Here is a 25,686-nt window from a genome sequence, read left to right on the forward strand (position 1 = left end):
TAATAGCGAGACACACCATGAAAAAAACGACGTTGCTCTGCACCACGCTTGCCGCCTGTTTGTTTTCTCACACCGCGCTGGCGGTTGAAAAAGGCACCATTATGATTTTGGTTAACTCACTGGATAACCCTTATTACGCCTCGGAGGCCAAGGGCGCCAACGTGAAAGCTCAGGCGCTGGGCTACAAAACCTCGGTGCTCTCTCACGGTGAAGACGTTAAGAAGCAGAACGAGCTGATTGATGCGGCTATCGGCAAAAAAGTGCAGGGCATTATCCTGGACAACGCAGACTCCACGGCCAGTGTGGCGGCCATCCAAAAAGCCAAACAGGCCGGTATTCCGGTGGTGCTGATCAACCGTGAAATTCCGGTAGATGACGTGGCGCTGGAACAGATTACCCACAATAACTTCCAGGCGGGCTCTGATGTGGCCAACGTGTTTGTTGAGAAAATGGGAGAAAAAGGGAAATACGCCGAGCTGACCTGCAACCTCGCCGACAATAACTGCGTCACCCGTTCGAAATCCTTCCATCAGGTGCTGGAACAGTATCCGGATATGCAAAGCGTCGCGCGTCAGGATGCCAAAGGCACGCTGATCGACGGCAAGCGCATCATGGACAGTATTCTGCAGGCTCACCCGGATGTAAAAGGCGTTATCTGTGGTAACGGCCCGGTGGCGTTAGGCGCCATTGCCGCCCTGAAAGCGGCCGGACGCAATGATGTCGTGGTCGTCGGCATTGATGGCAGTAACGATGAACGCGATGCGGTGCAGGCCGGAACGTTAAAAGCCACCGTGATGCTCCAGGCGCAGGCCATTGCCGCTCAGGGCGTAACCGATCTTGATAATTACATTCAGAAAGGCGTGAAGCCTGAGAAGCAGCGCGTGATGTTTCGCGGCATTTTGATCACACCGGACAATGCAAAAAACGTACAGGACTTTAACTACAAGTCGTAATCCATTGTTGTCGCGCCCGTACTGACGGGCGCCAGGGAGAATGTCATGTACAACCGACTCTGGCTGATACCGATCGTGATGGCACTGGGTAGCTGTCGTATTGTGTCGCAGCAGGAACTGGCCGACCTCAAGAATCCCCCGAATCCTCACATGGCCAATATCGGGCAACTCTGGCAGCAGAAGCTGGTGCCACAGATCGTGGCGCAGGCAAAGCCGTTGGGCGAGCTCACTCAGCGCCTGCAGTCAGAGAAGGATCTGGACAGCGCCTGTCGCGCCCTGGGCTACCGGGCGCAGAGCGAGAATCCCTGCATATTCAGCGTCAGCGTGAGTGGGGAAGTCACGGCGCTGGATACCACCTCACGCAACGGCAAAATGAAAGTTAAAGCGGCATCAGGTGACACTGTCACTATTCAGATCGGGCCCATCATTCGTGGGACGGCGCTGCGGGATGCTTACAAAGGGGCCAGCTATCAGGATTTTAACGATCAGGTGATGTTTAGCGACTTTGGTAAAGCCATCAATCAGCAGGCGGTCACCATGATACATAACGCCGCCGTAAAACCGGGCGACCGGGTTGACGTGGTCGGCGTTTTTAGCAGCTGGGACATTCCCCACGCGCTACCCGATATTACGCCCGCCCAGATCACGCGTCAGTGAGGAGGTGATCATGCATGTTACTGAACAGCAAGACGACGTCATTATTGAGACGCGCGGCCTGTCGCGGGTTTATCCCGGCGTGACCGCCCTGGATCAGGTTAACTACCGGGTTTATCGCAACAAGGTCAATGTGCTCATCGGGGAAAACGGTGCCGGCAAATCCACCATGATGAAGATGCTGGCCGGGGTGGAAACCCCATCGTCAGGCGTGATTCTGCTGGATGGCAAACCTGTGACGCTTCACTCCACCCAACAGGCCGAAAAATTGGGCATCAGCATTATCTTTCAGGAGCTGAACCTGTTCCCGAATATGAACGTGATGGACAACATCTTTATCGCCAATGAGTTCTTCCAGCGCGGCGTCATCAACGAAAAGTATCAGTATCAGCTGGCCAAAGCACTGCTGGAACGGCTGGAACTGGACGTCGATCCCTATGCTGCGCTGGATGCGCTGGGCATTGGTCATCAACAGCTGGTCGAGATCGCCCGCGCGCTGTCGAAGGATACGCGCGTGCTGATTATGGATGAACCGACCAGCGCCCTGAGTCAGTCGGAAGTTAAAGTGCTGTTCAACGTCATTGAACAGCTCAAGCGACGCGGCGTCACCATTATCTATATCTCCCATCGGCTGGAAGAGCTAATGGAGATCGGCGACCACATTACGGTTTTCCGGGACGGGCGTTTCATCGCCGCGCGTGAGGTGCGCGACGTCAGCGTGCCCTGGATTATTGAACAAATGGTTGGCGACAAGAAAAAGCACTTCGACTATCAACCCGCGCCGCAGGGGGAGACGGTGCTGCAGGTGGCGGGGCTCACCGCACTGCATCAGAACGGTGGCTACCGGCTCAATGCGGTGAGTTTCAGCCTGCGCAAAGGCGAAGTGATTGGTATTTATGGCCTGCTGGGCGCCGGACGAACAGAGCTGTTTAAGGGATTAACCGGGTTACTGCCTTGTCAGCGTGGGGAGATTCAGTTAGGTGGACAGCGGCTGGACAACTGCAGTTTCCAGCAGCGACTGAAGCGCGGCATCACGCTGGTGCCGGAGGATCGTAAAGGTGAAGGCGTGATCGAGCTGATGTCGATTAGCGCCAATATGACCTTGTCGAATCTCAGCCTGCGCGGCTTTCGCCGGGCGCTGGGCATCGTGCACCCTGACAAAGAACGGCAGCGTGTCAATGAAATGATTCAGCACCTGGCGATTAAAGTCAGCGACAGCGAGTTGCCTATCAGCGCATTAAGCGGCGGAAATCAGCAGAAGGTGGTGCTGGGAAAAGCGCTGATGACCGGACCTGCGGTGGTGTTGCTGGATGAGCCCACCCGCGGCATTGATGTCGGGGCCAAAACCGATGTGTATCACCTGATTGGCAAACTGGCGCAGCAGGGGCTGGCGGTGATGTTTTCGTCGTCCGAACTGGATGAGGTCATGGCGCTCGCCGATCGGATTCTGGTCATGGCCGATGGCCGTATTACTGCCGATTTGCCCCGTGCCGCTGCCACGCGCGAAAAACTGATTAGTGCATCCACCCCGCAAGCCTGAGGTTGCCGGAGAATAAGATGAATCAAAAATATCTGCTGTACATGTACTTACTCAAGGCGCGTACCTTTATTGCGCTGCTGATCGTGGTCGGCTTTTTTAGCGTGATGGTGCCTAATTTCCTGACGCCGTCGAACATGCTGATTATGACCCAGCACGTGGCGATTACCGGGCTCCTGGCTATCGGCATGACCCTGGTGATCCTGACCGGAGGTATCGATCTGTCTGTCGGTGCCGTCGCCGGGATCTGCGGCATGGTGGCGGGCGCGTTACTGACGTCGGGCGTGCCGCTGTGGAATGGCGCGCGACTGTTTCTTAATGTGCCGGAGGTGATCCTCACGGTCGCGCTGTTTGGCACGCTGGTGGGCATCGTCAACGGCACGATAATTACTCGCCTCGGCGTTGCCCCTTTTATCTGTACGCTGGGCATGATGTATGTGGCCCGTGGCGCAGCGCTGCTGTTTAACGATGGCGCCACCTACGCCAATCTGGTTGGCATGCCCGCGCTGGGCAATACCGGTTTCGCACTGCTGGGTTCCGGCACCGTACTGGGGGTTTTTATTCCCATCTGGCTGATGATCGGCTTTTTACTCCTTGGCCTGTACCTGACACGGAAAACGCCGCTTGGGCGCTATATCTATGCCACCGGCGGCAATGAGTCGGCCGCGCGGCTGGCGGGGGTGCCCATCATCAAAGTCAAAGTGTTTGTTTACGCTTTTTCCGGGCTGTGTGCCGGATTAGTTGGGCTGGTGGTGGCTTCTCAGCTGCAGACCGCGCACCCCATGACAGGCAACATGTTTGAGATGGATGCCATCGGTGCCACGGTGCTGGGTGGCACGGCGTTGGCAGGCGGCCGTGGCCGCGTGTCCGGTTCCATTATCGGTGCCTTCGTGATTGTTTTTCTGGCCGATGGCATGGTGATGATGGGCGTCAGTGATTTCTGGCAGATGGTGATCAAGGGCGTGGTGATTGTCACCGCCGTGGTGATTGACCAGTTCCAGCAGCGTTTACAAAGCAAAGTGATACTACTGCGCCGCCATGATAAGCAGCCGCCGGCGGTGCCCCATGCTGACATTCGTCATGGATAACAGGAGAACACAATGAACCGGGATTTTAGTGGGAAAACGGTCGTCATCACCGGCGCCTGTCGCGGTATTGGCGCAGGCATTGCCGCCAGGTTTGCCCAGGACGGCGCAAACCTGGTGATGGTATCCAATTCTGAACGTGTTTTTGCCACGGCGGACAGCCTGCGGCCCATCGCCAACGCGATTCTGGCCCTGCAGGCCGATGTAACCGATGAGAACGATGTGCAGCAGGTGTATCAGCAGGCATTTGAGCGCTTTGGCCGCATTGACGTTTCGGTTCAGAACGCGGGCATTATCACGATTGATACCTTCGGGAATATGCCCAAAAGCGATTTCGAACGCGTGCTGGCGGTGAATACCACGGGCGTCTGGCTGTGCTGTCGTGAAGCCGCTAAATACATGGTGCAGCAAAACGGCGGCAGCCTGATTAACACGTCTTCAGGGCAGGGGCGTAAAGGATTTATCTACACGCCGCACTATGCTGCCAGCAAAATGGGCGTCATTGGCATTACGCAAAGTCTGGCGCTGGAGCTGGCCCGCTGGAATATCACGGTTAATGCGTTTTGCCCTGGCATCATCGAAAGCGAAATGTGGGATTACAACGATCGCGTCTGGGGCGAAATTCTGAGCACGCAACAAAAAACCTATGGTAAAGGCGAGCTGATGGCGGAATGGGTAGAGAACATTCCCCTTAAACGTGCCGGGCAGCCACAGGACGTTGCCGGGCTGGTCGCCTTTCTGGCATCGGATGATGCGCGCTACATTACCGGACAAACCGTTAATGTTGATGGCGGGCTAATTTTTTCCTGAAACAAGCGGCTTGCCTGGCCGCGACATGCGGCCAGGCGGCTCGCAGATGCACAAATATCGAGTTAAGTCATGAATCTGGGTCACATTATGCTAAAATAATTAGCGCTGGTTTTATCACTCTCGTTGAGAAACCACCTGATGATTTTTATGCCCGGACGTAATGATTTGATGTTTAGACCTGTGACTTTCTCTCTCGCTGCTCTGACAGCGCTTCTGGCGCTGCCCGCCGGTGCGCTGCAAACGGATCATCAGGTGTCGGAAACCCCTTTTAGCGATCCCACGCGTTTTCGCCAGTCACTGAACGATCTTCCTTCTCTTGGCAACGTCGAAGATAACCATGACTGGAGCAAAAAGCTGGCGAAGGCGGCCAAAAGTATTGCGGAAGCCAATGAAAGCAGCAGTGATCTGACCCTGGGCGAGCAGGCCGGGCAGTGGGCTTTTGACCGACTGCGCGACGAAGTGGCGACGCGGGTTGAGAGTGAAGGGCAGTCTTTACTGTCGCCTTATGGCAACGCCGAGTTCAACTTAAACGTGGACATGGCCGGCAACTTTGACGGCACCGGCGGCAATCTGTTCAGCCCGCTGGCTGATGAGAATCGCTACCTTACATTCAGTCAGCTTGGGCTGCACGACTCTGTTGAAGGCGTGGTAGGTAATGCCGGGCTGGGTCAGCGCTGGGACGCAGGCAACTGGCTGTTGGGTTACAACAGTTTTATCGATCGTAGCTTTCGCACTGGACTTCAGCGCGCCTCGGTGGGCACTGAGGCCTGGAGCAACAATCTGCGCTTTTCTGCTAACTACTATCATCCCTTGTCCGGATGGCGTAATCGTGGTGACAGCCAGCAGTCCCGCATGGCCGAAGGTTACGACATCACCACCCAAAGCTATTTGCCGTTCTATCGTCAGCTGGGCGTATCATTCAGCTATCAGCAATATCTGGGGGAAAAGGTTGACCTGTTTAACAGCGGCAACCGTTACCATAACCCGGCGGCGCTCTCGCTGGGGCTGTCTTATACGCCCGTGCCGCTGGTGACCATTTCGGCCAGCCACAAAACCAGCAGTGCCGGAGAGAGCCAGGATCAGCTTGGCCTCAAACTCAATTACCGCTTTGGGGTCGCGCTGAGCAAGCAGCTGGATGCCAATAACGTCGCGGAAGCGCGCTCCTTACGGGGCAGCCGCTACGACACGGTGACGCGCAGCCAAAACCCGGTGATGGCCTACAGGCAGCGTAAAACGCTATCTGTATTCCTGGCGACGCCGCCGTGGCAGCTTAATCCCGGTGAGAGCGTACCGCTCAAGCTGCAACTGCGCGCTAGTCATAGCATTAAGGCGCTGAGCTGGCAGGGCGATACTCAGGCACTGAGCCTGACATCACCGCCGAACAATAATGCCATTGATGGCTGGAGCGTGATTGTTCCCCCCTGGGACAGCACGCCGGGCGCCAGCAATGAGTACCGTCTGTCGGTCACGGTGGAAGACAGTAAACAGCAGCGCGTCACTTCAAACTGGATCACCCTGAAAGTGCAAGCGCCATTGTCGATGGATGAGCCCGCGGTTGACGGTGCTGTCCAGATGCCCTCGTCCAGTAACAGCCTGAGTTTTAGCGAATAAGCAAGATTACAGAGCGAGAGAGAGAGTATGTTGTCGTGCGGGAAAGTGCCTGCGATCTTTTAAAAATGGCGATCACCGGGTTGCTTTGCTTCTTCTTGCTGCCAGCCTGGATGCGCAGACGTATTCACCTTCTCGGGTCAGACACGAGGCGACATTTTGTGTCTTTTACCGATCCCGTTCGGGATTGTGGCGATATCTTCAGACGGAAGTGCACGCGCTGACATCATCGAAAATCTTATCCGCGAACTGACAGCGCGGGTGATTATTGAACCCGCAGGCTGTTGAACGTCGACGTGATTTCTCACTCCCAGCGTTGGCGCTGTTAAAGGGGTTTGAAGTGTGAGTGGGAAGATCGGGCTTAGGCTGGCGGATGAAAAAACGGCCCGTCAGACACAGGCCGGGCCGTTTTGCAATGAGGGTAAACGATTAGAACTGGTAGGTCATACCTACGCCCGTAATGTCGTCTGTTGCCAGACCCAGCGGGTTGTTTTTCTTCAGCAGGTTAATTTTGTACTCAGCATACACTGACATATTTTTATTAAAGTAATAGGTCGCACCAACTGCCGTATACTTGTACAGATCAGCCTCGCCAATTCCTTCAAGATCTTTCGCTTTCGAGGCGACGTAGCCAATAGAGGGTCGGAAGCCGTTCAGGAACTGGTACTGTGCCACAACTTCCATGTTTTGCGTTTTATTCGCAAAACCACCGTTAATTGGAGTCGCGTTGAGGGTTTCACCGTACATGGCTGCCAGATAGATCTGATTGGCGTCATATTTGGCTGCTGTTGCCCACAGTTGTGCTTTATCACCCCGACCGAAGGCTGCAGTGTTTTGCGCCGCAATACGATTCAGGCTGGCATAGGAGCCCACAAAGCTCAGGCCAAAATCAAAGTCATAGGACGTAGACAGGGCAAAGCCATCGCCGTTAGAGCGACGCACTTCCAGGCCTGTATCAGTGGTGCTGGTGCGATCGTTTTTGCCTTCATACTGCGCCGCAACGTTCCAGCCTTTAACCAGACCAAAGAAGTCTTTATTACGCCAGGTCAGCAGGCCGCCCGAACGCAGGCTTAAAAACGCATCAGAGTTCGCTGAATCACCGCCAAACACAGGCAGCATATCGGTATAACCCAGTGCGTCATAAACCAGGCCGTAGTTACGGCCGTAGTCCACCGAACCCAGTTGGCCGAATTTCAGACCGGCGTAGCCCAGACGGGTTTTGTTACCGTTGTTAGCATCACTACCTTCAGAGTTTTTCAGGCTGTATTGGTACTGCCAGAAACCGTAACCAGTGAGTTGATCGGTAATCGCGGTTTCACCTTTAAAACCTAAACGTGCATAACTGGCGTCACCGTTGTTGCTATTATCGTCGGAAAAATAACGCAATACGTTAACCTTGCCTTGAATATCCAGCTTATTCCCGTCTTTATTATAAATCTGTGCGGCCTGAGCAGTAGACAGACCGATCAGTAACGGCATTAATGCCGCCACTAATGTGCGCTTCATCATTTATTATTTACCCTGTGGTTATATTATTATTTCCCCTCTGTTGGGGTGAAAAGAAAATGACACAAATTGTTAATTCAGCCTAGCGCAATAAGTGTAACTAATTGTGTATTTTAAGGAACTAAATCCCAATCAAGCCAGTCTGGCGGCGATGGTGCTACCTGTCAGTGCTTTTTCTTATGACCCTGCCAGCAATGTAAATGCAAGAAAAGCATATAAAACAGATGATTAGTGATTTTTATAGAAAGGGGAAATGCAATATGGCAAAAAAATGATATTGCTAGCCTTTCTGTCTAAATAATCAACACACCTCGTGCAATAAATGAACAAAACAGGTTTGATGGTTAACCATTAGGTTGCTTAGTGATAATTAAATCGGCGATCGGTAATTTATTAACGCTCTGATGATAACCTGCGAAACAATATTACCAGTTTCATATAAATATATTTAAATTGAGAGGGTGAGTATTTTTTTATCACTTTTTTAAATTACGCCGATAAAAATCATGTCTGTCGCATTAACGTTATCTCTAATACTTATCCTCCTCTGCACGACAGCCGTGCAACTGCCCTGATTTAAGGCGGTTGCTGCACTATTTTGAGCAGATAGTTTATCAGCGATCACAAAAGCGATATTTCATCCCGCGAATGCATAATTCTGCTTTAAAAAGCTCTGCCATCCCGCCTTTGTCAGATAACTATTCACTATTTATGCAAAATAAGTGAATGGCGACCTTTCGTAACCTATTGATATTCCTTAATCCAGCTTGTTTTATGCATTTTAGTCCTTGGCTGGCACGCTATCTGCAAACTAGAGTAGGGCGAGATTTATTATATTTTTAACAATTAACATACAAATACGTTACCCGCTGGGGAACAGGAGAAGGGCTATGTCACTGCAGGTTTCGCGTCAGGATTTTGATCAATGGATGATGCCCGTTTATGCACCCGCCAGCTTTGTACCCGTCCGTGCTGAAGGTTCAACCCTCTGGGATCAGCAGGGAAAAGACTATATCGATTTTGCCGGGGGCATTGCCGTTAATGCGCTCGGGCATGCGCATCCCGCTCTCCAGCAGGCACTTCAGGATCAAGCCTCACGCCTCTGGCACACGGGCAACGGCTACACCAATGAACCCGTTTTACGCCTGGCGAAGCAGTTGATTGATGCCACCTTTGCCGATCGGGTTTTCTTTTGTAACTCCGGTGCCGAGGCTAACGAGGCGGCGCTTAAGCTGGCCCGTAAAGTGGCCCATGACAGAGTCGGGCAGCATAAAAGCGGCATCGTGGCGTTTAAGAATGCCTTTCATGGCCGTACGCTGTTTACGGTCTCAGCGGGTGGCCAGCCCGCCTATTCGCGGGATTTTGCGCCGCTCCCTGCGGACATTCAGCACGCCGCCTTTAATGATCTTGCCTCTGCGGCAGACCTGATTAACGACAGCACCTGCGCCGTGATTGTCGAGCCCATTCAGGGGGAAGGCGGCGTCGTGCCCGCCGAACCCGCCTTCCTGCGTGGGCTGCGTGAACTGTGCGATAAACATGACGCGCTGTTAATTTTCGACGAAGTGCAGAGCGGCGTGGGCCGGACCGGCGCGCTTTACGCTTATATGCACTATGGCGTGACGCCGGATGTGCTAACCAGTGCTAAAGCGCTGGGCGGCGGGTTTCCTATAGGGGCGATGCTGACGCGCGAGGATCTGGCTCAGGTCATGGGCGTAGGTACCCACGGCACGACCTATGGCGGCAATCCGCTGGCGGGCGCAGTGGCCGGAAAAGTCATGGAACTGATTAACCAGCCTGAAGTGATGGCCGGTGTCACGCAACGTCATGACTGGATTGTCGCGGCGCTAAACGACCTTAATCAGCGTCTGCACCTGTTTAAAGAGGTGCGCGGGCTGGGGTTACTGATCGGGGCCGTGCTCAGCGACGACTTTGCGGGCAAGGCGAAACAGATCAACCTTATCGCCGCGGAATATGGCGTCATGGTGCTGATTGCCGGAGCCAACGTGGTGCGCTTCGCGCCTGCGCTCAACATCAGCGAGCAGGAAGTGAAGACCGGCATGGCGCGTTTTGCCCAGGCGTGTGAACACCTGCTACAAGGAAAGACATCATGATGGTGATCCGTCCGGTCGAACGGGACGATCTCAGCCAACTGATGGAACTGGCGGCGAAAACGGGCGGCGGGCTGACCTCGTTGCCGGTTGACAGCGCCACCTTACAGGCCCGAATTGAGCGATCGCTGCAAACCTGGCAGGGCAGTTTGCCGCGGGCCGAGCAGGGCTATGTGTTTGTACTGGCCGACAGCCAGGATAATCGTGCGGTGGGGATCTGCGCCATTGAGGTTGCGGTTGGGCTGCAGGAACCCTGGTATAACTTTCGTGTGGGAACACAGGTGCACGCCTCGAAAGAGCTGAACGTTTACGCCGCCTTACCGACCTTATCGCTGAGTAACGATCATACCGGCAGCAGCGAACTCTGCACGCTGTTCCTCGATGCCGATTACCGCGATGGCAAGAACGGTTATCTCCTGTCGAAATCCCGTTTTCTGTTTATGGCGAACTTCCGCGAATACTTTATGGAGCGGGTGGTTGCCGAAATGCGCGGCGTCAGTGATGAGCAGGGGCATTCACCGTTCTGGGACAGCGTGGGCATTCACTTCTTTTCAATGGAATTTCGCAAAGCCGATTTTCTGAGTGGCACCGGGCAAAAAGCCTTTATCGCCGAACTGATGCCCAAGCACCCGCTTTATCTGCACTATCTGACGCCAGAAGCGCAGGCCGTTATTGGTCAGGTACATCCCAAAACGGCCCCCGCGCGTGCGGTGCTGGAAGCCGAAGGCTTTCGCTATCGCCAGTATATCGACATCTTCGATGGTGGCCCCACGCTGGAGTGCGATATCGATGACATTCGTGCGGTGCGCGAAAGCCGGGTACTGACGGCTCAACGGGGGGATGCGTCACAGGATGCGCCGCTCTGTTTAGTCGCGAATAGCAATTATCACCAGTTTCGTGTTGCACTTTTACCTGTCGAACCCATGGCGAAAAGTGTTCAGCTCAATGATGAACAGCTGCAGGCGTTACACTGCCAGCCTGGCGACAGCCTGCGCGTCGTGACGCTGTGGAGCGAGGAGAAAAAAGCATGACGCACCTGATTAACGGACACTGGCTCAACGGCGAGTCAGTGCATTTTTCCAAACAGGATCCGGTCAGCGGTGAAATCCTGTGGCAAGGTTCAGCGGCCTCAACGGCGCAGGTGAGCGCGGCCTGCCAGGCGGCGCGGGCGGCATTTCCGGCATGGGCGAGACAGCCGTTTGCCGCGCGTCAGGCCCTGGTCGAACGCTTTGCGGCAGAGCTTGAGGCACATAAAACGGCCCTGGCCGAGTGTATCGCGCAGGAAACGGGCAAGCCGCGCTGGGAAGCCCTGACCGAAGTCACCGCAATGATCAATAAAATTGGTATTTCAGTGAAGGCCTATCATCAGCGCACCGGGGAACAGCAGCAGGGCGACAGCGCCTTGTGTCATCGTCCTCATGGCGTGCTGGCGGTATTTGGCCCCTATAACTTTCCGGGACATTTGCCCAACGGGCACATCGTGCCGGCCTTGCTGGCGGGAAACTGTGTCGTGTTTAAACCCAGCGAACTTACGCCTGCGACCGCAGAAAAAACAGTGCAGCTGTGGCAGGCGGCGGGCGTGCCTGCCGGCGTCATCGGGCTGGTCCAGGGCGGCCGTGAAACCGGTCAGGCGCTGGCGGCGGAACAGGAGATTGACGGGCTGCTGTTTACCGGCAGCGCGCATACCGGTTATCAGTTACATCGCCAGTTTGCCGGGCAGCCGGAAAAAATGCTGGCGTTGGAAATGGGCGGTAACAATGCACTGATCGTTGAAGATCCGGCGGATATTGAGGGCGCGGTGCATGTTGCGATTCAGTCGGCGTTTATTACCGCAGGTCAGCGCTGTACATGCGCCCGACGTTTGCTGGTCAGGCGCGGTGCCGCAGGCGATGCCTTCCTGCAGCGGCTGATCGAGGTGGCAGGAAGGCTGCAGCCGGGCGCCTGGAACGCCAGTCCCCAACCTTTTATGGGCAGCGTCATCTCCTGCGCCGCCGCCGAAAAAATTTATGCCGAATGGCAGCAGCGCGTCGCGGCGGGCGGCAAGGTGCTGCTGACGATGCGCTGGCCCGATCGCCAACAGGCATTATTAACCCCGGGGATTATTGATCTGACGGCGGTGGACGGTCTGCCTGATGAGGAAGTGTTCGGGCCGCTGCTGGGCGTGATCCGTTATGACGATTATCCTCAGGCAATTCGTCTGGCCAACCAGACGCGCTATGGTCTGTCATGCGGCTTGATTTCGCCCTCGCGTGCACAGTTTGAACAACTGCTGCTGGAAGCGCGGGCCGGGATCGTGAACTGGAATAAACCTCTGACGGGCGCCGCCAGTACGGCACCTTTTGGCGGTATTGGTGCATCAGGCAACCACCGTGCCAGCGCGTGGTATGCGGCGGATTACTGTGCCTGGCCGATGGCCTCGCTTGAATCACCTGAGCTTAGCCTTCCTGAAGCCTTATCGCCGGGCCTCGACTTTTCGCCGCAAGGAGCCCGTTAATGAAAGCCATTGAAGCGAATTTCGACGGTCTGGTCGGACTGACCCACCATTATGCGGGCTTGTCATTTGGCAACGAAGCCTCCACGCGTCACCAGCGACAGCCGTCGAACCCGCGCCTGGCGGCAAAGCAGGGCTTGTTGAAAATGAAAGCCCTGGCCGATATGGGATTCGTTCAGGGCGTGATACCGCCCCATGAGCGGCCTAATATCGCCGTGCTGCGTCAGTTGGGCTTTAGCGGCAGCGACGCACAGGTGCTGGAAAAAGCAGGGAAAACCGCACCGGCGCTGCTATCCGCAGCGAGTTCAGCCTCGGCGATGTGGGTGGCAAATGCCGCCACGGTTTCGCCTTCTGCCGACAGCGCCGATCGTCGTGTGCATTTTACCGTTGCCAACCTCAATAATAAATTTCATCGCGCGATTGAAGCCCCGGAAACGGCGGCGCTGTTGCGGGCCATATTTCGCGATCCGGCCCATTTTTCCGTGCATGATGCGCTGCCTCAGGTCGCGCTGTTTGGCGATGAAGGCGCCGCCAACCATAATCGTCTGGGGGGCGATTATGGTGATGCTGGCGTACAACTGTTTATTTACGGTCGTGATAACCAGTCTGGCTCGGCCCCGCAGCGTTATCCTGCCCGGCAAACCCGCGAGGCCAGCGAAGCCGTCGCCCGTCTTCATCAGCTTGCCTCCGACAAGGTAATCTTTGCTCAGCAAAATCCTGAGGTCATCGATCAGGGCGTTTTCCACAACGATGTTATTGCGGTCAGCAATCAGCAAATGCTGTTCTGCCATCAGCAGGCATTTGTCGATCAGCCCGCTTTGCTGCGTCGTTTGCACGAATGTGTTCCGGGGTTTGTCGCGCTTGAAGTGCCAACCTCCCGGGTTTCCGTGCAGGATGCGGTGAGCACCTACCTGTTTAACAGCCAGCTTCTGACCCGTGCCGACGGCAGCATGATGCTAGTGCTGCCCGAAGAGTCCCGCCAGCATCCTGGCGTATGGCGCTACCTGAGCGAGCAGGTAGAAGGCGATGGACCGTTGCAGTCATTACAGGTATTTGATTTGCGGGAAAGCATGCATAATGGCGGTGGACCGGCCTGCCTGCGTCTGCGCGTGGTGTTAACGCCAGATGAGCAACGGGCGGTGAATCCTGCGGTACTGATGAACGATCGCCTGTTCACCATGCTCAACCAGTGGGTCGACCGTCACTACCGCGACAGGCTAACGCAAGACGATTTAACCGATCCGCAATTGCTGCAAGAAGGGCGGGTTGCCCTTGATGAATTGACCAGACTGCTAGACTTAGGAAATGTGTATGCATTTCAGCAGTGAAGCAGGCGCTGCCATGAGGGCTGCCCGCTTCCGGTTTTAAGGAGGAACGATGCAGGACTTTTTACAGCAGACGCTGTCTGGTGAAGCACCGCGTAAGCGTAAAGGTGAGACGGCGCATCTTCGCTGGCAGTGGTTGTATCACGGTATTCTTCTCATGGAGCCCAAAACGCCGGTTAAACAGGCGCTGGTGCTTTCTGCAGGGGTTCACGGCAATGAGACTGCCCCTGTAGAAATGCTTAACCAACTCATCACGCCCTTACTTCAGGGCGAGAAGCCGCTTCAGCAGCGCATGCTGGTGGTATTGGGTAATCCCTCGGCGCTGCGCGCAGGAAAACGCTATGTGGCCTACGACATTAACCGACTGTTCGGCGGACGCTGGCAGCAGATTGATGACGGGGATGAGGCGCGGCGAGTGCTGCGGCTGGAACAAACGCTGGAGAATTTCTGGCAACTGGGCGAGTGTGATGAAACCCGCTGGCACCTCGACATGCATACGGCCCTGCGCGGTTCTTATCACACGCGTTTTGGCGTAATGCCCAGAAACGATCGGCCATGGCCGGCAGCGTTTTTGCACTGGCTGGCGGTAGCCGGACTGGAGGCGCTGGTTTTCCACCGCTCGCCAGCGGGCACCTTCACCCATTTCAGCTGTGAGCATTTCGGCGCAGCCAGCTGTACGCTGGAGTTGGGGCAGGCCCGGCCCTTTGGCGAAAACGATTTAACCCAGTTTAGCGCGGCTGCCCAGGCTCTGGCAGCATTGTTGTATGGCGAGACCTTACCGGAAGCGCAATCCGTTCCGCGCCGCTATCGGGTAAGCCAGCAGATCACCTGCCACAGCGAGAACTTTCAGCTTCATATGAGTGATGACACCAAAAACTTCACCGCCTTCCCGCAGGGGGCCTTACTGGCTGAAGACGGGGAAAAACGCTATTTCGTGCAGCAGGCGCGGGAGTATGTATTGTTTCCTAACCCGCGTGTTGCGCTGGGGCTGCGGGCGGGCCTGATGTTGGTTGAAGAAAGCGAACAAACCCAGGCATTGCCTCTCTGACCTTATCCAAATAAAAAGGCGGAAGACACCTTCCGCTTTACTGCTAAAGGCATTACAATTCTCCACGATTTATCCGAAATCTCCTGATTATTCATACTCTTTTTCAATTTCTCACCGCTTTCTTCTTAATCCCTCCATGATTGCCTGAATTGTGGCTTTTGCGCTTTCACGCTTTTACTCTCGCTCGCAGTAATTGACGTTCAGCGTCGTATGCTTGTTTCCGAAGACGCGACAGAGTGCTGTCGTTACTAAACTGAACAAGTGAATAAAAAGGACACTGTGATGCGTAAATTAACTTCTCTGTTACTGGCTTCTACTCTGGCATTTGGCGCGGCATCGGTTGTTCATGCTGAGGCAGATAATCTGACACCGCCACCGGCAGGCACGGAAAAGCCGATGCATAAACCAATGCGGCACGGTATGGATATGATGTTCGGCGGTCTGAATCTGACCGCCGATCAAAAAACCAAAATGCATGAAATTATGAAAGAGCGCCGTGGTGAAATGCAGCGTCCGTCACTGGATGAGCGTCGTGCAACCCATGCCATCATCGCCTCTGACAGCTTTGATAAAGCCCAGGCTGAAGCCCAGGCAGACAAAATGACGGCCAACGCGAAAGCAAACGCGGTTGCCATGATGGAAACGCAGAATAAGCTGTATAACGTGCTGACGCCGGAGCAGAAAAAACAGTACAACGCCAATTTTGAAAAGCACCTGACTGAAAAACGTCCGATGCACGGCAAGATGGCACCCGCACCTGCACCCGCGCAATAAGCTGCACGTTAATCAGTAAACACGGTTGAAGACCGCCGGCCTTGTCCATGTGATGTGGGCAGTGTCGGCGGTTTTTTTATGTTAGAGGGGAATAACAGGGTAGTTGCCAGACAGCACCGGGCTGCAGAGAATTTTGTAGCCGTCATGATCGAATCCACCTTTGCCACGTTTAAGGGCTTTTGCCTCTTCGATCGTGTTTACCGAGCCCAGATAAAACCAGTGATCGATAACGTGGATCTGCGTCATGTGTTTGCCTTCCTCCACCAGCGCCACGGCACCCTGCCACGGCCAGCAGAATACCCGCACGCTCTCCAGCGCAGACAGCAGCCTGTCCTGATGATCGCTGACGGGCTCCTTGCCACAGCAGGCCCCGGCACAACGGCGCAGGGCAGAGCGGAAACAGCCCCGGCTGGCACTCACCGCTTCCAGACCGAGTAAACCGTGGCAGAGCTGATATTCATCGGCGAGCTGTTTCAGGCGTTCCAGCGCGGCAAAACGACTGCGGTAAAGCCCAAACAGATTCGGTGACTGACTAAAATCGACGTCACGGGCATAGACGACGTCCGGTTTACCCTCTGGAGTAATGCGCAGCGAACAGAGCTGGCGGTTTTTGCGCAGACGTTTATTAAACAGGGGCTGCTGCGTTTTGATCATCTGCGCTTCCAGCAACAGCGCACCGAGAGCGCCCGCCGTAGGGATCCAACTGACGCGCCGCGACTGTCGCAACATCTTTGCTTCGTCTGGCGTACGAAAATGGGACATCACACGCGAACGCAGATTCACACTTTTGCCGATGTACAACGGCAAGGTCTCGCTGTCGCCATGAAAGGTATAAACGCCGGGCTGATTGGGCAGGCCTTCCAGCCATTCACGCAAATGGTCCGGGTATTCATAAATGGTTGCCGCGTCAAATTCGAGGCGATGGGTCGCTGCACGTCTTACCAAAACGGACTCCTGTACTGGTTGTCCATACAGTGTAACAGGCAGGTTAAACGTTCGCCAGTCTGAGATTTATAAACGTCGGGTCGCCAGCCAGCAAAGTAGCGACCCGGCGGTAATCAGGGCGACGCCCTGCCAGAAACTCACCGCCGGCACCAGGTCCAGCCACAGCGAGGCCAGCAGCGCCGAGAGCACCGGCGTGAAGTAGGATGCGGTCGCCAGCAGCGTCAGGTTGCCATGCTGGATACCATAGTTCCAGGCCGAATAGGCAAGCGCCGTCGATGCGCCCATAAACAGCACTTCTGCAGCAGCAGTCAGGCTAAACTGCATGGTTTCCTGAGGGGTGAACAACGCGAATTTGAGCCACAGCGCCAGAGCCGTCACCACAAAAAACAGGGTGACGCCGTTGCTGCCACGTGCAAAGCGGCGCGTGATGTTGTTGTAGAGTGCCCACGTTAATGCCGCAATAAACGCCAGCAGGTAGGCTGTGGGATTGCGGGTCATATTCTGCGTCATCTGGCCCAGTACATCTTCGTTGGCGCCCTTCATCACCCAGATGATTCCGCACAGGGAAAGCAGCAGTCCGGGCCATAGCCACAGGCGAAAACGCTGTTGATTAAGCGGAATGGCCAGCAGGATGGTCAGACATGGCCAGAGATAGTTGATCATCCCCAGTTCCAGCGACTGTTGACGGTTGCTGGCGAGACCAATCGCCAGCGCCAGGCAAATTTCATAGCCGACAAACAGGGTGCCGCCCACAAGCAGATAGCGCCCTGGCAGGGAGCGCGGATGGGGGATGCCGCGCGTGAGGCACAGTAAAATCGCTGTCGTGGAATAAATCAGCGCGGCGCCGCCGGTCGGGCCAAACGCCTCACTGACGCTGCGCAACAGGCCAAGGGTGGTGCTCCAGAGCAGAATCGCACTCAAACCGATTAAGGTTGCGCGTGATAAGTTAGCAGGCATAAAACTCAACGTCTAAAGGAGCCGCCAGCGGGCAGCGAGCGCGAAGTATGCTAACGGTAAGCATGTAGCCTGTCCATCAGGTATTCCGCCAGGGGAACCTGTAACAGGCCCTGTGCGGAGCAACGTTTTTCCCTCAACGCCCTTCATGAATGGCCTGATTAACAGGTTGCATAACGCGATCGCAATCCAACCTTTGGGGCTTTCCCTCTATTGACGAGCCTCGCAAGCGCATCAACCCCGTGCAGGCAAAGGGGGATGACCACAGGATTAGGTTTCATAGATTTCCGTCCGCGAGCGCCAAAACAGGGTGGAGCGTTAAGAATTGGTTAAGGATTTATTACAGTGCGTAACGATGTGTTTTTTTATACGTCATCATAATAATAACTTATTGTTTTTCAAATAATTCATCCACGTTAAATGCTTAATAAACAATGCCTGTTTTGGGCGCTGTTATCACCTTTTTATGTCGATAGTTAAGGTCTGCGTCTGAATTTTTTAGACGAATTAACTGTTTTAATTACAACCAGGTGAAAAATATGACTATAACACAGCGGCTTTTACTGACCTTTTCTCTTCTCTGCATGGCGCTGATAACCATGGTTATCGTGGCGGTTTCTGTGGCGGACGGTTTTCAATACCGTTTCCAGTATGTGCAGGAAAATACCCTTCCTTCTATTACTGATATCGCCAAAATGGTTGACGGCAGCAACGCCATTATCATCGCGCTCTACCATCATCAGAGCATGACCGATCCCGCTAAGCAGATGCAGATTGAGAAAGAAATCAACGGTGTCTTAAACCATATTTCGCTGCTCAACCAGAATTACCTTAAGAACGATATTTCCAGTGAGGAAGATCGACAGATGACCGAAAAGGCATTTGTCACCATTAAAAAAATTGAGGCGGATCTGCCTGCTTTTCTCACCGCCTCACGCGCACAGAACGATGCGGTTTCTTTGTCGATGCTGCAGGGTAATAGCGGTATCGGTGCGGTAACCCGACAGCTGATTAACGATTATCAGAAACAGCTGCAACTCAATGTGGATATTGGTAATCAACTCCGTAAAGAAAATGACAGCACCTATCGTCATACTTTACTCATTCTGATTGCCGGCTCAGCTTCAGCCATACTGCTTTTGGGCTTTTTTACGCTTAAAACCATTTTTGCTATTCGTCGTCAGCTCAACGCGATGCGCCACACAATGGAAGCCGCGAGCGAAAATCTGGATCTGACATTACGTGCAGATGACGCTCGCAGAGATGAAATCGGCCTGACGGCAAAGGCATTTAACCATTTGGTGGAAAACGTTGCCCTGTCCCTCAGCGCAGTAGAAAGCGCGGCGCAGTCGGTCAGCACGGCTTCCGCACAAATTTCTGCGGGCAACGAAGATCTCTCCTCCCGTACGGAAGAGCAGGCTGCCTCCCTGGAACAGACGGCTGCCAGCATGTCTGAGTTGAGTGAAACAGTGCGTCAGACGGCAGAAAATACACGACTTGCCAGCCAGCTTGCCCAAAACGCGCGTGATATCTCTGAAGACAGTGCGTCACGCGTGAAGGCGATGCTGATGACCATGGGCGATATCCGGACGAGCTCGACAAAAATTACCGATATTATCGCGTTGATTGAAGGTATTGCATTCCAGACCAATATCCTGGCGCTTAACGCGGCGGTTGAAGCGGCGCGGGCAGGCGAACAGGGGCGTGGTTTTGCCGTGGTGGCAGGGGAAGTGCGCAATCTGGCTCAGCGATCGTCTTCTTCTGCCAGGGAGATCAAAGCGCTTATTGAAGCTTCTATGCTCCATGTGGAAGCCGGCTCGAATCAGGCAGAAGGCGTGGGTAACAATATTACGCGCATGACAGACGCGGTCCGTCAGGTGACCGATTTAGTCGATGAGATTTCGGTTGCTGCAAACGAACAGTCTCAAGGGATTAATCAGGTGCACCTGGCCGTAAACCAGATGGATGATGTGACGCAGCAAAATGCCTCTCTGGTTGAAGAAGCGTCTTCTGCATCCCGTTCATTAATGGATCAGGCCTCAACCCTCAACCAGCTGGTTGCTACCTTCACGCTCGCCAAAACGCAGCGCCAGGCACCGATCCAAAGCAGCAGGGTCGGACGTGCAGACCGCGTGCCACTTCCTGCCCGCAACGCGATGGCAGCGGCGGGTGACGCTGACTGGCAGCGTTTTTAATCGGGAACCTATTACATGGCAGCGCCCGGCTACTGAGCTGACCGGGCGCGATGTTAACGGATAAAGACGAGGGGGATTATTTCCAGAAATCGTCGAAAACGGTCACAGGCGGACGACGCTTGTGCTCGGTTTTCAGGTACCAGCCTTCAATGATCTTCGCGCTTTCCGGCGCAATGGTTTTGCCTTCCAGATAGTCATCGATCATGTCGTATGTCACACCCAGCGCGACTTCATCCTGCAGGCCAGGACGATCGTCTTCAAGGTCGGCGGTGGGTTTTTTCAGATAGAGATGCTCGGGACAGCCCAGGGTTTTCAGCAACTGTTTTCCCTGACGTTTATTCAGGCGGAAGATTGGGTTGATGTCACTCCCGCCGTCGCCATATTTGGTGAAGAAACCGGTAACGGCTTCTGCGCCGTGGTCGGTACCGACCACCACACCTTTGGTCATGCCGGCAATGCTGTACTGCGCTTTCATACGTTCGCGGGCTTTTTCATTACCGCGGATAAAATCGGACAGGACGATGCCCGCGTCTTTCAGCGCCCGCTCGCTGGCCAGCACCGCTTCTTTAATGTTGACCACCAGCGAGCGATCCGGCTGGATAAAGGCCAGTGCATCCTGACAGTCCTGCTCATCGGCCTGCACGCCATAAGGCAGGCGCACCGCGATAAAGGTATAGTCCTTATCGCCCGTTTCTTGCCGAAGTTCCGTTATTGCCATTTGGGCCAGTTTGCCGGTCAGGGTTGAATCCTGTCCGCCGCTGATACCGAGTACCAACGTCTTAACGCCGCTGTGACGGGTTAAGTACGCTTTTAGGAAATCAACGCTAGTGCGGATTTCCTGTTGTGGATCGATAGTCGGCTTAACGCCGAGTGCGGTAATGATTTCCTGCTGCAGTGACATCAACATCTCCTCAAGTCTGTCGCTCATTGGCACAATACAACGCCTGTTTTAACGCTAACGCGCATCCCTGTAAACAACAAGCCAAAGCGACAGCTGTTTTTATCAGGGCAGGCGGAATCACAGGGTTTTTGCACCAGATGCCGGTTTTTTCGCCAAAGCCATAAACGTCATTATAGCCAGCATGTAGCAGCCAAAAACGGTCAGCGTCATACTGATTACTGATGTTCCTCCGATGCCCGTCACCGGTATGGCAATGGCCCCCAGGGTAAACATCGTCACGCCAATCACGGCTGAAGCGCTACCGGCGCGCTGCCCCTGGCTTTGCATCGCCAGTGAGGCCGCCGTCGTGGAAATCACGCCGTTACTGGCAACGGTAAAGAACAGGGCCAGCAGTAACAGCGGCAGGGGAGCATGACTTATTCCCGCGATCAGCAACAGGCTGGATGCCACGCCTGCCAACGTCAGCCCGCCTTTTAGCACCCGAAACTCCCCCCACAGTGGACAGAGCCGGGCGCTGGTCTGAGAGGCGATGATTAGCCCGAAACCGTTTGCGGCAAAGCAAAGGCTGAACGCCTGCGGTGACAGGCCATAACGTTCCTGCAGAACAAACGGCGAGGCGCCAATATAGGCAAACATGCCCGACATCATCAGCCCCTGCGTCAGACAAAATCCCATAAAAGGGCGATGGGTAATAACCTGGCCCAGCGCCGCATAGGCAGAAAAGACCGATCCCTGACTGCGTCGCCCGGCGGGCAGACTTTCATGCAGCTTTCCGCGCGCCAGCAGGATAAGTAAAACCGCGATACAGCCCAGCACCACAAAGATACCGCGCCAGTTCAGAAAGGTCATGAGTGCGCCGCCCAGTACAGGTGCAGCGACAGGTGCCAGGCCGTTTACCAGCATTAACAGGGCAAAAAAGCGGGTAAGTTCATGACCACTGTACATGTCACGAGCAATTGCCCGTGAGAGCACCGCACCGCCTGCGCCTGCCAGTCCCTGAAACAGGCGAGCCAGTAGCAACTGGTTAATGTCCTGCGCCAGCGCGCAGCCCACCGAGGCAATAAACAGCAGCACCAGGGACAACGTCAGTGGGCGCAGGCGGCCAAATTTATCGCTCATCGGCCCGAAAAACAGCTGCCCGGCTCCCAGACCGAGCAGCCCGGCCGTCAGGCTGAGCTGTGCCGTTGAGGTCGATGTCTGAAGATCCGTTGCCAACTGGGGCAGCGCGGGCAGGTACAGGTCAATGCACAACGGCCCCAGTGCGGCGAGCAATCCCAGTGTAATGGCATAAACCAGGCGGTTTGGTGATGAAAGCTTCATGTATCCTCTGTAAGTAAAAATGTGACATTGTCACTTTTAAGGGTTGTTGCCAGGGCAAGCCCGGCAAGCGTGCTGTCTCACTTATTGGCGGCTGCGCAAAGGTCATCTCGGGGCATGTTATCAAAGCATCCTGAGCGAGTTGAGTTTAAGTCTGTCATTAACTTGAAAAAAACCGTTTTATGTTCCAGGCTTTTCAGCACATGGACAAAAAACGAGGAACAACAAGATGAATAAAGTGATGGGATGTATCGCTGCGGCGCTGACGCTGGCTGCGCTCTCTGGTTGTACGACTTACGATCGTGCCGAAAGCTACGTGACTAAGCCGGTGGTTAAGGACGTCAAAAAAGGCATGACCCGCGAGCAGGTACGCCAGATTGCTGGCCCAGCTTCCACTGAAATCACCATGGTGCATGCACGTGGTACCTGCCAGACCTACGTTATCGGCGAGCGTGACGGTAAAGCCCAAACCTATTTCGTCAGCTACAACGATGTAGGCCGCGTGATGAACTACGGCTTCCAGAGCTGTGCTGAATACGACACTGACCCGCAGGTTAAGCAGTAATTAGCCGCTTTAAATAAGAAACGGCTCGCCATTGGGTGAGCCGTTTTTTTTATAGCTACAATCCTGCCGGTCGGGGCACTTCAATGTAGCTGCCGTTAATTTCCCGCTGATAGTAGTGCCCGTCCTGCACATAAAAGCGCCTGCCGTTAAAATCCAGCACTCTCATGCCCGTTTCGTAGGTTTGCACAGGCGGCTCAACCACCACGTACTCTTCTCCGTGACGCTGATAATAACTGCCGTTAAGCAGGTAATACGTTAATCCGCCAATCAATACCGCCGTTGCGGCCAGCGGCAGAACATGGAAGTGATCGGGGCCGTGCCAGCGCGGTGCCGGACCATGCCAACCTGGGCCGGGTCGCCAGTGTGGACCCGGGCCCCAGTCGCCGGGACGAGCAAACGCGTGAGTGGGCGCGACAATTGCTAGCGCCAGTAATGAGGCGATAACCGTTTTCATGAGCATTCTCCTGCAGTTATTACCTGCAGAATTCTCTTTTTGCTGCGTAAAGACAAGGGGAAATGCTGTGCATTATTGCCCGTTTACCACGCTTAACGTTTTCTTAACGGGAACAGGATGATGATGAAGAAATAAGGAGAAGATAAGACAAAAACAGAGAGAAAGACCTGGCGGTGGACGCCAGGTCTGGCGTGATTAGCTGTGCTCTAATTCACTGTGTTCGCTGCGCTCTAAAACGCGTTTATCGGTCAGGCCCAGCCAGCGACTGGTAAGCGATCCTGCGGTCATTGAGCCATTGACGTTTAACGCGGTTCGTCCCATGTCAATCAGAGGCTCAATGGAAATCAGCAGCGCGACCAGCGTGACCGGCAGCCCCATCGCAGGCAGGACGATCAGCGCGGCAAAGGTCGCTCCGCCGCCGACACCGGCTACGCCTGCTGAACTCAATGTCACAATGCCGACCAGCGTGGCAATCCACAGCGGATCAAAAGGATTGATGCCGACCGTCGGGGCGACCATCACTGCCAGCATCGTCGGATAAAGACCGGCACAGCCGTTCTGTCCAATGGTGGCACCAAATGAGGCCGAGAAGCTGGCAATCGATTCAGGTACGCCAAGGCGGCGGGTTTGCGCCTCCACGTTCAGTGGAATGCTGGCGGCGCTGGAGCGGCTGGTAAAGGCAAAGGTCAATACCGGCCACACTTTGCGGAAGAAGCGCATAGGATTGATGCCGTTGACCGACAGGAGCAGCGCATGAACCACAAACATAAGGGTCAGGCCCAAATAGGATGCCACAACAAAGCTGCCCAGCTTGATGATGTCCTGCACGTTGGAGCCGGCAACGACTTTGGTCATCAGCGCCAGCACACCATAAGGTGTCAGCTTCATAATCAGGCGAACCAGCTTCATCACCCACGACTGCAGCGTATCAATGGCGGTCAGTACCCCCTGGCCTTTTACCTCATCATCCTTGTGCAACTGCAGGGCAGCCACACCCAGGAACGCGGCGAAGATGACCACGCTGATGATGGACGTCGGGCTGGCACCGGTTAAGTCGGCAAACGGGTTTTTAGGAATGAATGACAGGATTAACTGAGGCACTGTCAAATCAGCGACTTTACCAACGTAGTTGCTCTGAATCGCGCTCAGGCGAGCCGTTTCCTGGGCGCCCTGTACCAGACCGGTCGCGTTAAGGTGAAACAGGCCGGTGACAAAAACGCCGATCAGGGCAGAAATTGCCGTTGTAAACAGCAGTACGCCGATGGTCAGAAAACTGATTTTTCCCAGTGAGGAGGCATTGTGCAGGCGGGCCACGGCGCTGAGAATCGACACGAACACCAGCGGCATCACAATCATCTGTAACAGCTGAACATAACCGTTACCCACGATGTTAAACCAGCCGATAGAGGCTTTAACGATATCGCTGTTGCCGCCATAAATCAGCTGAAGCGCGAGGCCAAACACTACACCCAGCACCAGGCCAGTCAGAACCTTTTTCGACAGGCTCCAGTTTGCCCGGCCAAGGCGCGACAGCAAAAGCAGTAGCAGCACAAATGCCACGACGTTAAGCGTAAGAGGAATATCCATAGCAACTCCGATGTAATGCAGCATTCCCTGGTCAGGAGAGCAGCAGAGGTTTGATCGTAAAGATACGTATCCAGAAATGGTAACAGTTAGAAATCGCGCAATCTTATATCCAAATGGAATAGCTTATAACCTTACCCTTTTCCCGGGCAATTAACGCTCAGATTGCGCAGAAATGAGACGGCTAACGCCATTTTGTAAGGTGTCGAATACCTGGGCGGGCCAGCCATTTTCGCCAAATGAAGGCATCCCTACCGGGAACCACAGAGCGTAACCGATCAGGCATAAACAGAGCGCTCGCTCCAGTTGATTGCCTTTCTGGCTATTCAGTACCGGCAGGCGAAAACGCCAGCGGCAGGGCCAGAGTAGTGGAACGCCAGCGGGAGTGAGCATATCCGCCACAATATGGCTCAGATAACCGAGCGTCATGCCCTGCAATACATCGGCCGGGAGGGGCCAGCTTTTCGGGACGTTAATCTGAAATAGCCACAGGCTGGCCGCCACCGCAAGCAGGCTGTGGGTAAATCCCCGGTGACCAAAGGCCCGCGCAATAGGGTGGGACAGCCAGCGAAGCCGCTGTCCTAACAGAGATTTGGGATGATCGATATCGGGAAGCAGGCAGGTCAGTAACGTGGCCGGGATCAAATGCCACCAGTCTGCGTGCGCCATCACCGGCGTGAGTTCGGCCCGTTTGGCAAAAATAGCGCTGGCAACCGCAAAAAAGATATGGCCCTCGGCCGTCATGATAAAACCTGGCTGCAAAAACTGTCGATGCATCCAGTATAGGGATTTATCCAGTAAATGAGAACCTGTGACGCTGTAACGAAGCGTTAATTTTTTAAGCCTGTGCAACAGGTTACAACACAGGCACG

General features: G+C 54.6%; 22 protein-coding genes. 14 read left to right on the forward strand and 8 right to left on the reverse strand.

The annotated features are described in order from the left end of the window. Positions 1–17 precede the first annotated feature (17 nt). The 6 genes from QLG08_RS21400 to QLG08_RS21425 all read left to right on the forward strand — a co-directional run bounded on the left by QLG08_RS21400 (position 18) and on the right by QLG08_RS21425 (position 6,650). Positions 18–953, forward strand: coding sequence for a D-ribose ABC transporter substrate-binding protein (locus QLG08_RS21400; protein WP_014593574.1), 936 nt, complete (start codon positions 18–20; stop codon positions 951–953). 45 nt (positions 954–998) lie between these two features. Next, the gene (locus tag QLG08_RS21405) at positions 999–1,610 is read left to right on the forward strand and encodes a DUF2291 domain-containing protein (protein WP_013025550.1); all 612 of its coding nucleotides are present in this window, start codon (positions 999–1,001) and stop codon (positions 1,608–1,610) included. Between the two features lie 10 nt (positions 1,611–1,620). Further along, the gene (locus QLG08_RS21410) at positions 1,621–3,147 is read left to right on the forward strand and encodes a sugar ABC transporter ATP-binding protein (protein ID WP_019105331.1); all 1,527 of its coding nucleotides are present in this window, start codon (positions 1,621–1,623) and stop codon (positions 3,145–3,147) included. 17 nt (positions 3,148–3,164) lie between these two features. Continuing rightward, positions 3,165–4,232: an ABC transporter permease gene (locus QLG08_RS21415; RefSeq protein ID WP_014593577.1), complete on the forward strand. Its 1,068-nt coding sequence runs from the start codon at positions 3,165–3,167 to the stop codon at positions 4,230–4,232. A gap of 12 nt (positions 4,233–4,244) precedes the next feature. Beyond that, positions 4,245–5,039 carry a glucose 1-dehydrogenase gene (locus QLG08_RS21420; RefSeq protein WP_013025553.1) on the forward strand — a complete coding sequence of 265 codons (795 nt, stop codon included), beginning with the start codon at positions 4,245–4,247 and terminating at the stop codon, positions 5,037–5,039. A 138-nt stretch (positions 5,040–5,177) separates the two neighbouring features. Beyond that, positions 5,178–6,650 (forward strand): YchO/YchP family invasin, encoded by a 1,473-nt coding sequence (locus tag QLG08_RS21425; protein ID WP_042678173.1) that lies wholly within the window; start codon positions 5,178–5,180, stop codon positions 6,648–6,650. Positions 6,651–7,076: 426 nt separating this feature from the next. Here the strand turns inward: QLG08_RS21425 and QLG08_RS21430 are convergent, their stop codons facing one another. Beyond that, a complete protein-coding gene (locus QLG08_RS21430; protein ID WP_014593579.1) occupies positions 7,077–8,156 on the reverse strand; it encodes a porin OmpC in 1,080 nt (359 codons plus the stop codon). A gap of 887 nt (positions 8,157–9,043) precedes the next feature. Here QLG08_RS21430 and QLG08_RS21435 point away from each other — a divergent pair. From QLG08_RS21435 to spy, 6 genes are all read left to right on the forward strand, one after another. Further along, on the forward strand, positions 9,044–10,264 hold the full coding sequence (locus tag QLG08_RS21435) for an aspartate aminotransferase family protein (RefSeq protein WP_013025556.1): 1,221 nt from the start codon (positions 9,044–9,046) through the stop codon (positions 10,262–10,264). Beyond that, positions 10,261–11,292 carry an arginine N-succinyltransferase gene (astA, locus tag QLG08_RS21440; protein WP_042677204.1) on the forward strand — a complete coding sequence of 344 codons (1,032 nt, stop codon included), beginning with the start codon at positions 10,261–10,263 and terminating at the stop codon, positions 11,290–11,292. Before QLG08_RS21435 ends, astA begins: the two co-directional genes overlap by 4 nt. Beyond that, positions 11,289–12,755, forward strand: coding sequence for a succinylglutamate-semialdehyde dehydrogenase (gene astD, locus QLG08_RS21445; RefSeq protein ID WP_282473168.1), 1,467 nt, complete (start codon positions 11,289–11,291; stop codon positions 12,753–12,755). The genes astA and astD overlap by 4 nt, the downstream gene beginning before the upstream one ends. Then, a complete protein-coding gene (gene astB, locus QLG08_RS21450) occupies positions 12,755–14,080 on the forward strand; it encodes an N-succinylarginine dihydrolase (RefSeq protein WP_042677203.1) in 1,326 nt (441 codons plus the stop codon). The genes astD and astB overlap by 1 nt, the downstream gene beginning before the upstream one ends. Positions 14,081–14,129: 49 nt before the next feature. Then, the gene (gene astE, locus QLG08_RS21455; protein WP_282473169.1) at positions 14,130–15,125 is read left to right on the forward strand and encodes a succinylglutamate desuccinylase; all 996 of its coding nucleotides are present in this window, start codon (positions 14,130–14,132) and stop codon (positions 15,123–15,125) included. A 282-nt stretch (positions 15,126–15,407) separates the two neighbouring features. Beyond that, positions 15,408–15,899 (forward strand): ATP-independent periplasmic protein-refolding chaperone Spy, encoded by a 492-nt coding sequence (gene spy / locus QLG08_RS21460; protein ID WP_019105326.1) that lies wholly within the window; start codon positions 15,408–15,410, stop codon positions 15,897–15,899. Between the two features lie 81 nt (positions 15,900–15,980). Here the strand turns inward: spy and cho are convergent, their stop codons facing one another. Further along, positions 15,981–16,844 (reverse strand): excinuclease Cho, encoded by an 864-nt coding sequence (cho, locus tag QLG08_RS21465; protein ID WP_105088116.1) that lies wholly within the window; start codon positions 16,842–16,844, stop codon positions 15,981–15,983. 66 nt (positions 16,845–16,910) lie between these two features. Continuing rightward, a complete protein-coding gene (yddG, locus tag QLG08_RS21470; RefSeq protein WP_014605974.1) occupies positions 16,911–17,801 on the reverse strand; it encodes an aromatic amino acid DMT transporter YddG in 891 nt (296 codons plus the stop codon). 536 nt (positions 17,802–18,337) lie between these two features. On the opposite strand from yddG, the gene QLG08_RS21475 reads away from it, so the two are divergent. Beyond that, positions 18,338–19,993, forward strand: a complete 1,656-nt coding sequence (locus tag QLG08_RS21475) for a methyl-accepting chemotaxis protein (RefSeq protein WP_015700432.1) — start codon at positions 18,338–18,340, stop codon at positions 19,991–19,993. Positions 19,994–20,069: 76 nt separating this feature from the next. On the opposite strand, the gene nadE is transcribed toward QLG08_RS21475, so the two are convergent. Continuing rightward, positions 20,070–20,894, reverse strand: coding sequence for an ammonia-dependent NAD(+) synthetase (nadE, locus tag QLG08_RS21480; protein WP_014605972.1), 825 nt, complete (start codon positions 20,892–20,894; stop codon positions 20,070–20,072). A gap of 117 nt (positions 20,895–21,011) precedes the next feature. Next, positions 21,012–22,214 (reverse strand): multidrug effflux MFS transporter, encoded by a 1,203-nt coding sequence (locus QLG08_RS21485; RefSeq protein ID WP_105078586.1) that lies wholly within the window; start codon positions 22,212–22,214, stop codon positions 21,012–21,014. 226 nt (positions 22,215–22,440) lie between these two features. Here QLG08_RS21485 and osmE point away from each other — a divergent pair, with 226 nt between their 5' ends. After that, a complete protein-coding gene (gene osmE / locus QLG08_RS21490; RefSeq protein ID WP_013025567.1) occupies positions 22,441–22,776 on the forward strand; it encodes an osmotically-inducible lipoprotein OsmE in 336 nt (111 codons plus the stop codon). Between the two features lie 55 nt (positions 22,777–22,831). Here the strand turns inward: osmE and QLG08_RS21495 are convergent, their stop codons facing one another. From QLG08_RS21495 to QLG08_RS21505, 3 genes are all read right to left on the reverse strand, one after another. Continuing rightward, positions 22,832–23,230: a DUF6515 family protein gene (locus tag QLG08_RS21495; RefSeq protein WP_014605970.1), complete on the reverse strand. Its 399-nt coding sequence runs from the start codon at positions 23,228–23,230 to the stop codon at positions 22,832–22,834. A gap of 195 nt (positions 23,231–23,425) precedes the next feature. Next, entirely contained in the window at positions 23,426–24,817 is a 1,392-nt protein-coding gene (locus QLG08_RS21500) for an L-cystine transporter (RefSeq protein ID WP_282473170.1), read from the reverse strand. A gap of 150 nt (positions 24,818–24,967) precedes the next feature. Continuing rightward, entirely contained in the window at positions 24,968–25,558 is a 591-nt protein-coding gene (locus QLG08_RS21505; RefSeq protein WP_015700429.1) for a metal-dependent hydrolase, read from the reverse strand. Between the last annotated feature and the right edge of the window lie 128 nt (positions 25,559–25,686).

Origin of the sequence: Pantoea sp. V106_11 (genome assembly GCF_029967885.1) — a bacterium.
Classification (GTDB): Bacteria; Pseudomonadota; Gammaproteobacteria; order Enterobacterales; family Enterobacteriaceae; genus Pantoea; species Pantoea ananatis.

What these genes read in the sequence shown, in the direction of transcription:
- QLG08_RS21400 (WP_014593574.1), top strand. Translation starts at nt 18, where the DNA reads ATGAAAAAAACGACGTTGCTCTGCACCACGCTTGCCGCCTGTTTGTTT.
- QLG08_RS21405 (WP_013025550.1), top strand. Translation starts at nt 999, where the DNA reads ATGTACAACCGACTCTGGCTGATACCGATCGTGATGGCACTGGGTAGC.
- QLG08_RS21410 (WP_019105331.1), top strand. Translation starts at nt 1,621, where the DNA reads ATGCATGTTACTGAACAGCAAGACGACGTCATTATTGAGACGCGCGGC.
- QLG08_RS21415 (WP_014593577.1), top strand. Translation starts at nt 3,165, where the DNA reads ATGAATCAAAAATATCTGCTGTACATGTACTTACTCAAGGCGCGTACC.
- QLG08_RS21420 (WP_013025553.1), top strand. Translation starts at nt 4,245, where the DNA reads ATGAACCGGGATTTTAGTGGGAAAACGGTCGTCATCACCGGCGCCTGT.
- QLG08_RS21425 (WP_042678173.1), top strand. Translation starts at nt 5,178, where the DNA reads ATGATTTTTATGCCCGGACGTAATGATTTGATGTTTAGACCTGTGACT.
- QLG08_RS21430 (WP_014593579.1), bottom strand. Translation starts at nt 8,156, where the DNA reads ATGATGAAGCGCACATTAGTGGCGGCATTAATGCCGTTACTGATCGGT.
- QLG08_RS21435 (WP_013025556.1), top strand. Translation starts at nt 9,044, where the DNA reads ATGTCACTGCAGGTTTCGCGTCAGGATTTTGATCAATGGATGATGCCC.
- astA (WP_042677204.1), top strand. Translation starts at nt 10,261, where the DNA reads ATGATGGTGATCCGTCCGGTCGAACGGGACGATCTCAGCCAACTGATG.
- astD (WP_282473168.1), top strand. Translation starts at nt 11,289, where the DNA reads ATGACGCACCTGATTAACGGACACTGGCTCAACGGCGAGTCAGTGCAT.
- astB (WP_042677203.1), top strand. Translation starts at nt 12,755, where the DNA reads ATGAAAGCCATTGAAGCGAATTTCGACGGTCTGGTCGGACTGACCCAC.
- astE (WP_282473169.1), top strand. Translation starts at nt 14,130, where the DNA reads ATGCAGGACTTTTTACAGCAGACGCTGTCTGGTGAAGCACCGCGTAAG.
- spy (WP_019105326.1), top strand. Translation starts at nt 15,408, where the DNA reads ATGCGTAAATTAACTTCTCTGTTACTGGCTTCTACTCTGGCATTTGGC.
- yddG (WP_014605974.1), bottom strand. Translation starts at nt 17,801, where the DNA reads ATGCCTGCTAACTTATCACGCGCAACCTTAATCGGTTTGAGTGCGATT.
- QLG08_RS21475 (WP_015700432.1), top strand. Translation starts at nt 18,338, where the DNA reads ATGACTATAACACAGCGGCTTTTACTGACCTTTTCTCTTCTCTGCATG.
- nadE (WP_014605972.1), bottom strand. Translation starts at nt 20,894, where the DNA reads ATGTCACTGCAGCAGGAAATCATTACCGCACTCGGCGTTAAGCCGACT.
- QLG08_RS21485 (WP_105078586.1), bottom strand. Translation starts at nt 22,214, where the DNA reads ATGAAGCTTTCATCACCAAACCGCCTGGTTTATGCCATTACACTGGGA.
- osmE (WP_013025567.1), top strand. Translation starts at nt 22,441, where the DNA reads ATGAATAAAGTGATGGGATGTATCGCTGCGGCGCTGACGCTGGCTGCG.
- QLG08_RS21495 (WP_014605970.1), bottom strand. Translation starts at nt 23,230, where the DNA reads ATGAAAACGGTTATCGCCTCATTACTGGCGCTAGCAATTGTCGCGCCC.
- QLG08_RS21500 (WP_282473170.1), bottom strand. Translation starts at nt 24,817, where the DNA reads ATGGATATTCCTCTTACGCTTAACGTCGTGGCATTTGTGCTGCTACTG.
- QLG08_RS21505 (WP_015700429.1), bottom strand. Translation starts at nt 25,558, where the DNA reads ATGACGGCCGAGGGCCATATCTTTTTTGCGGTTGCCAGCGCTATTTTT.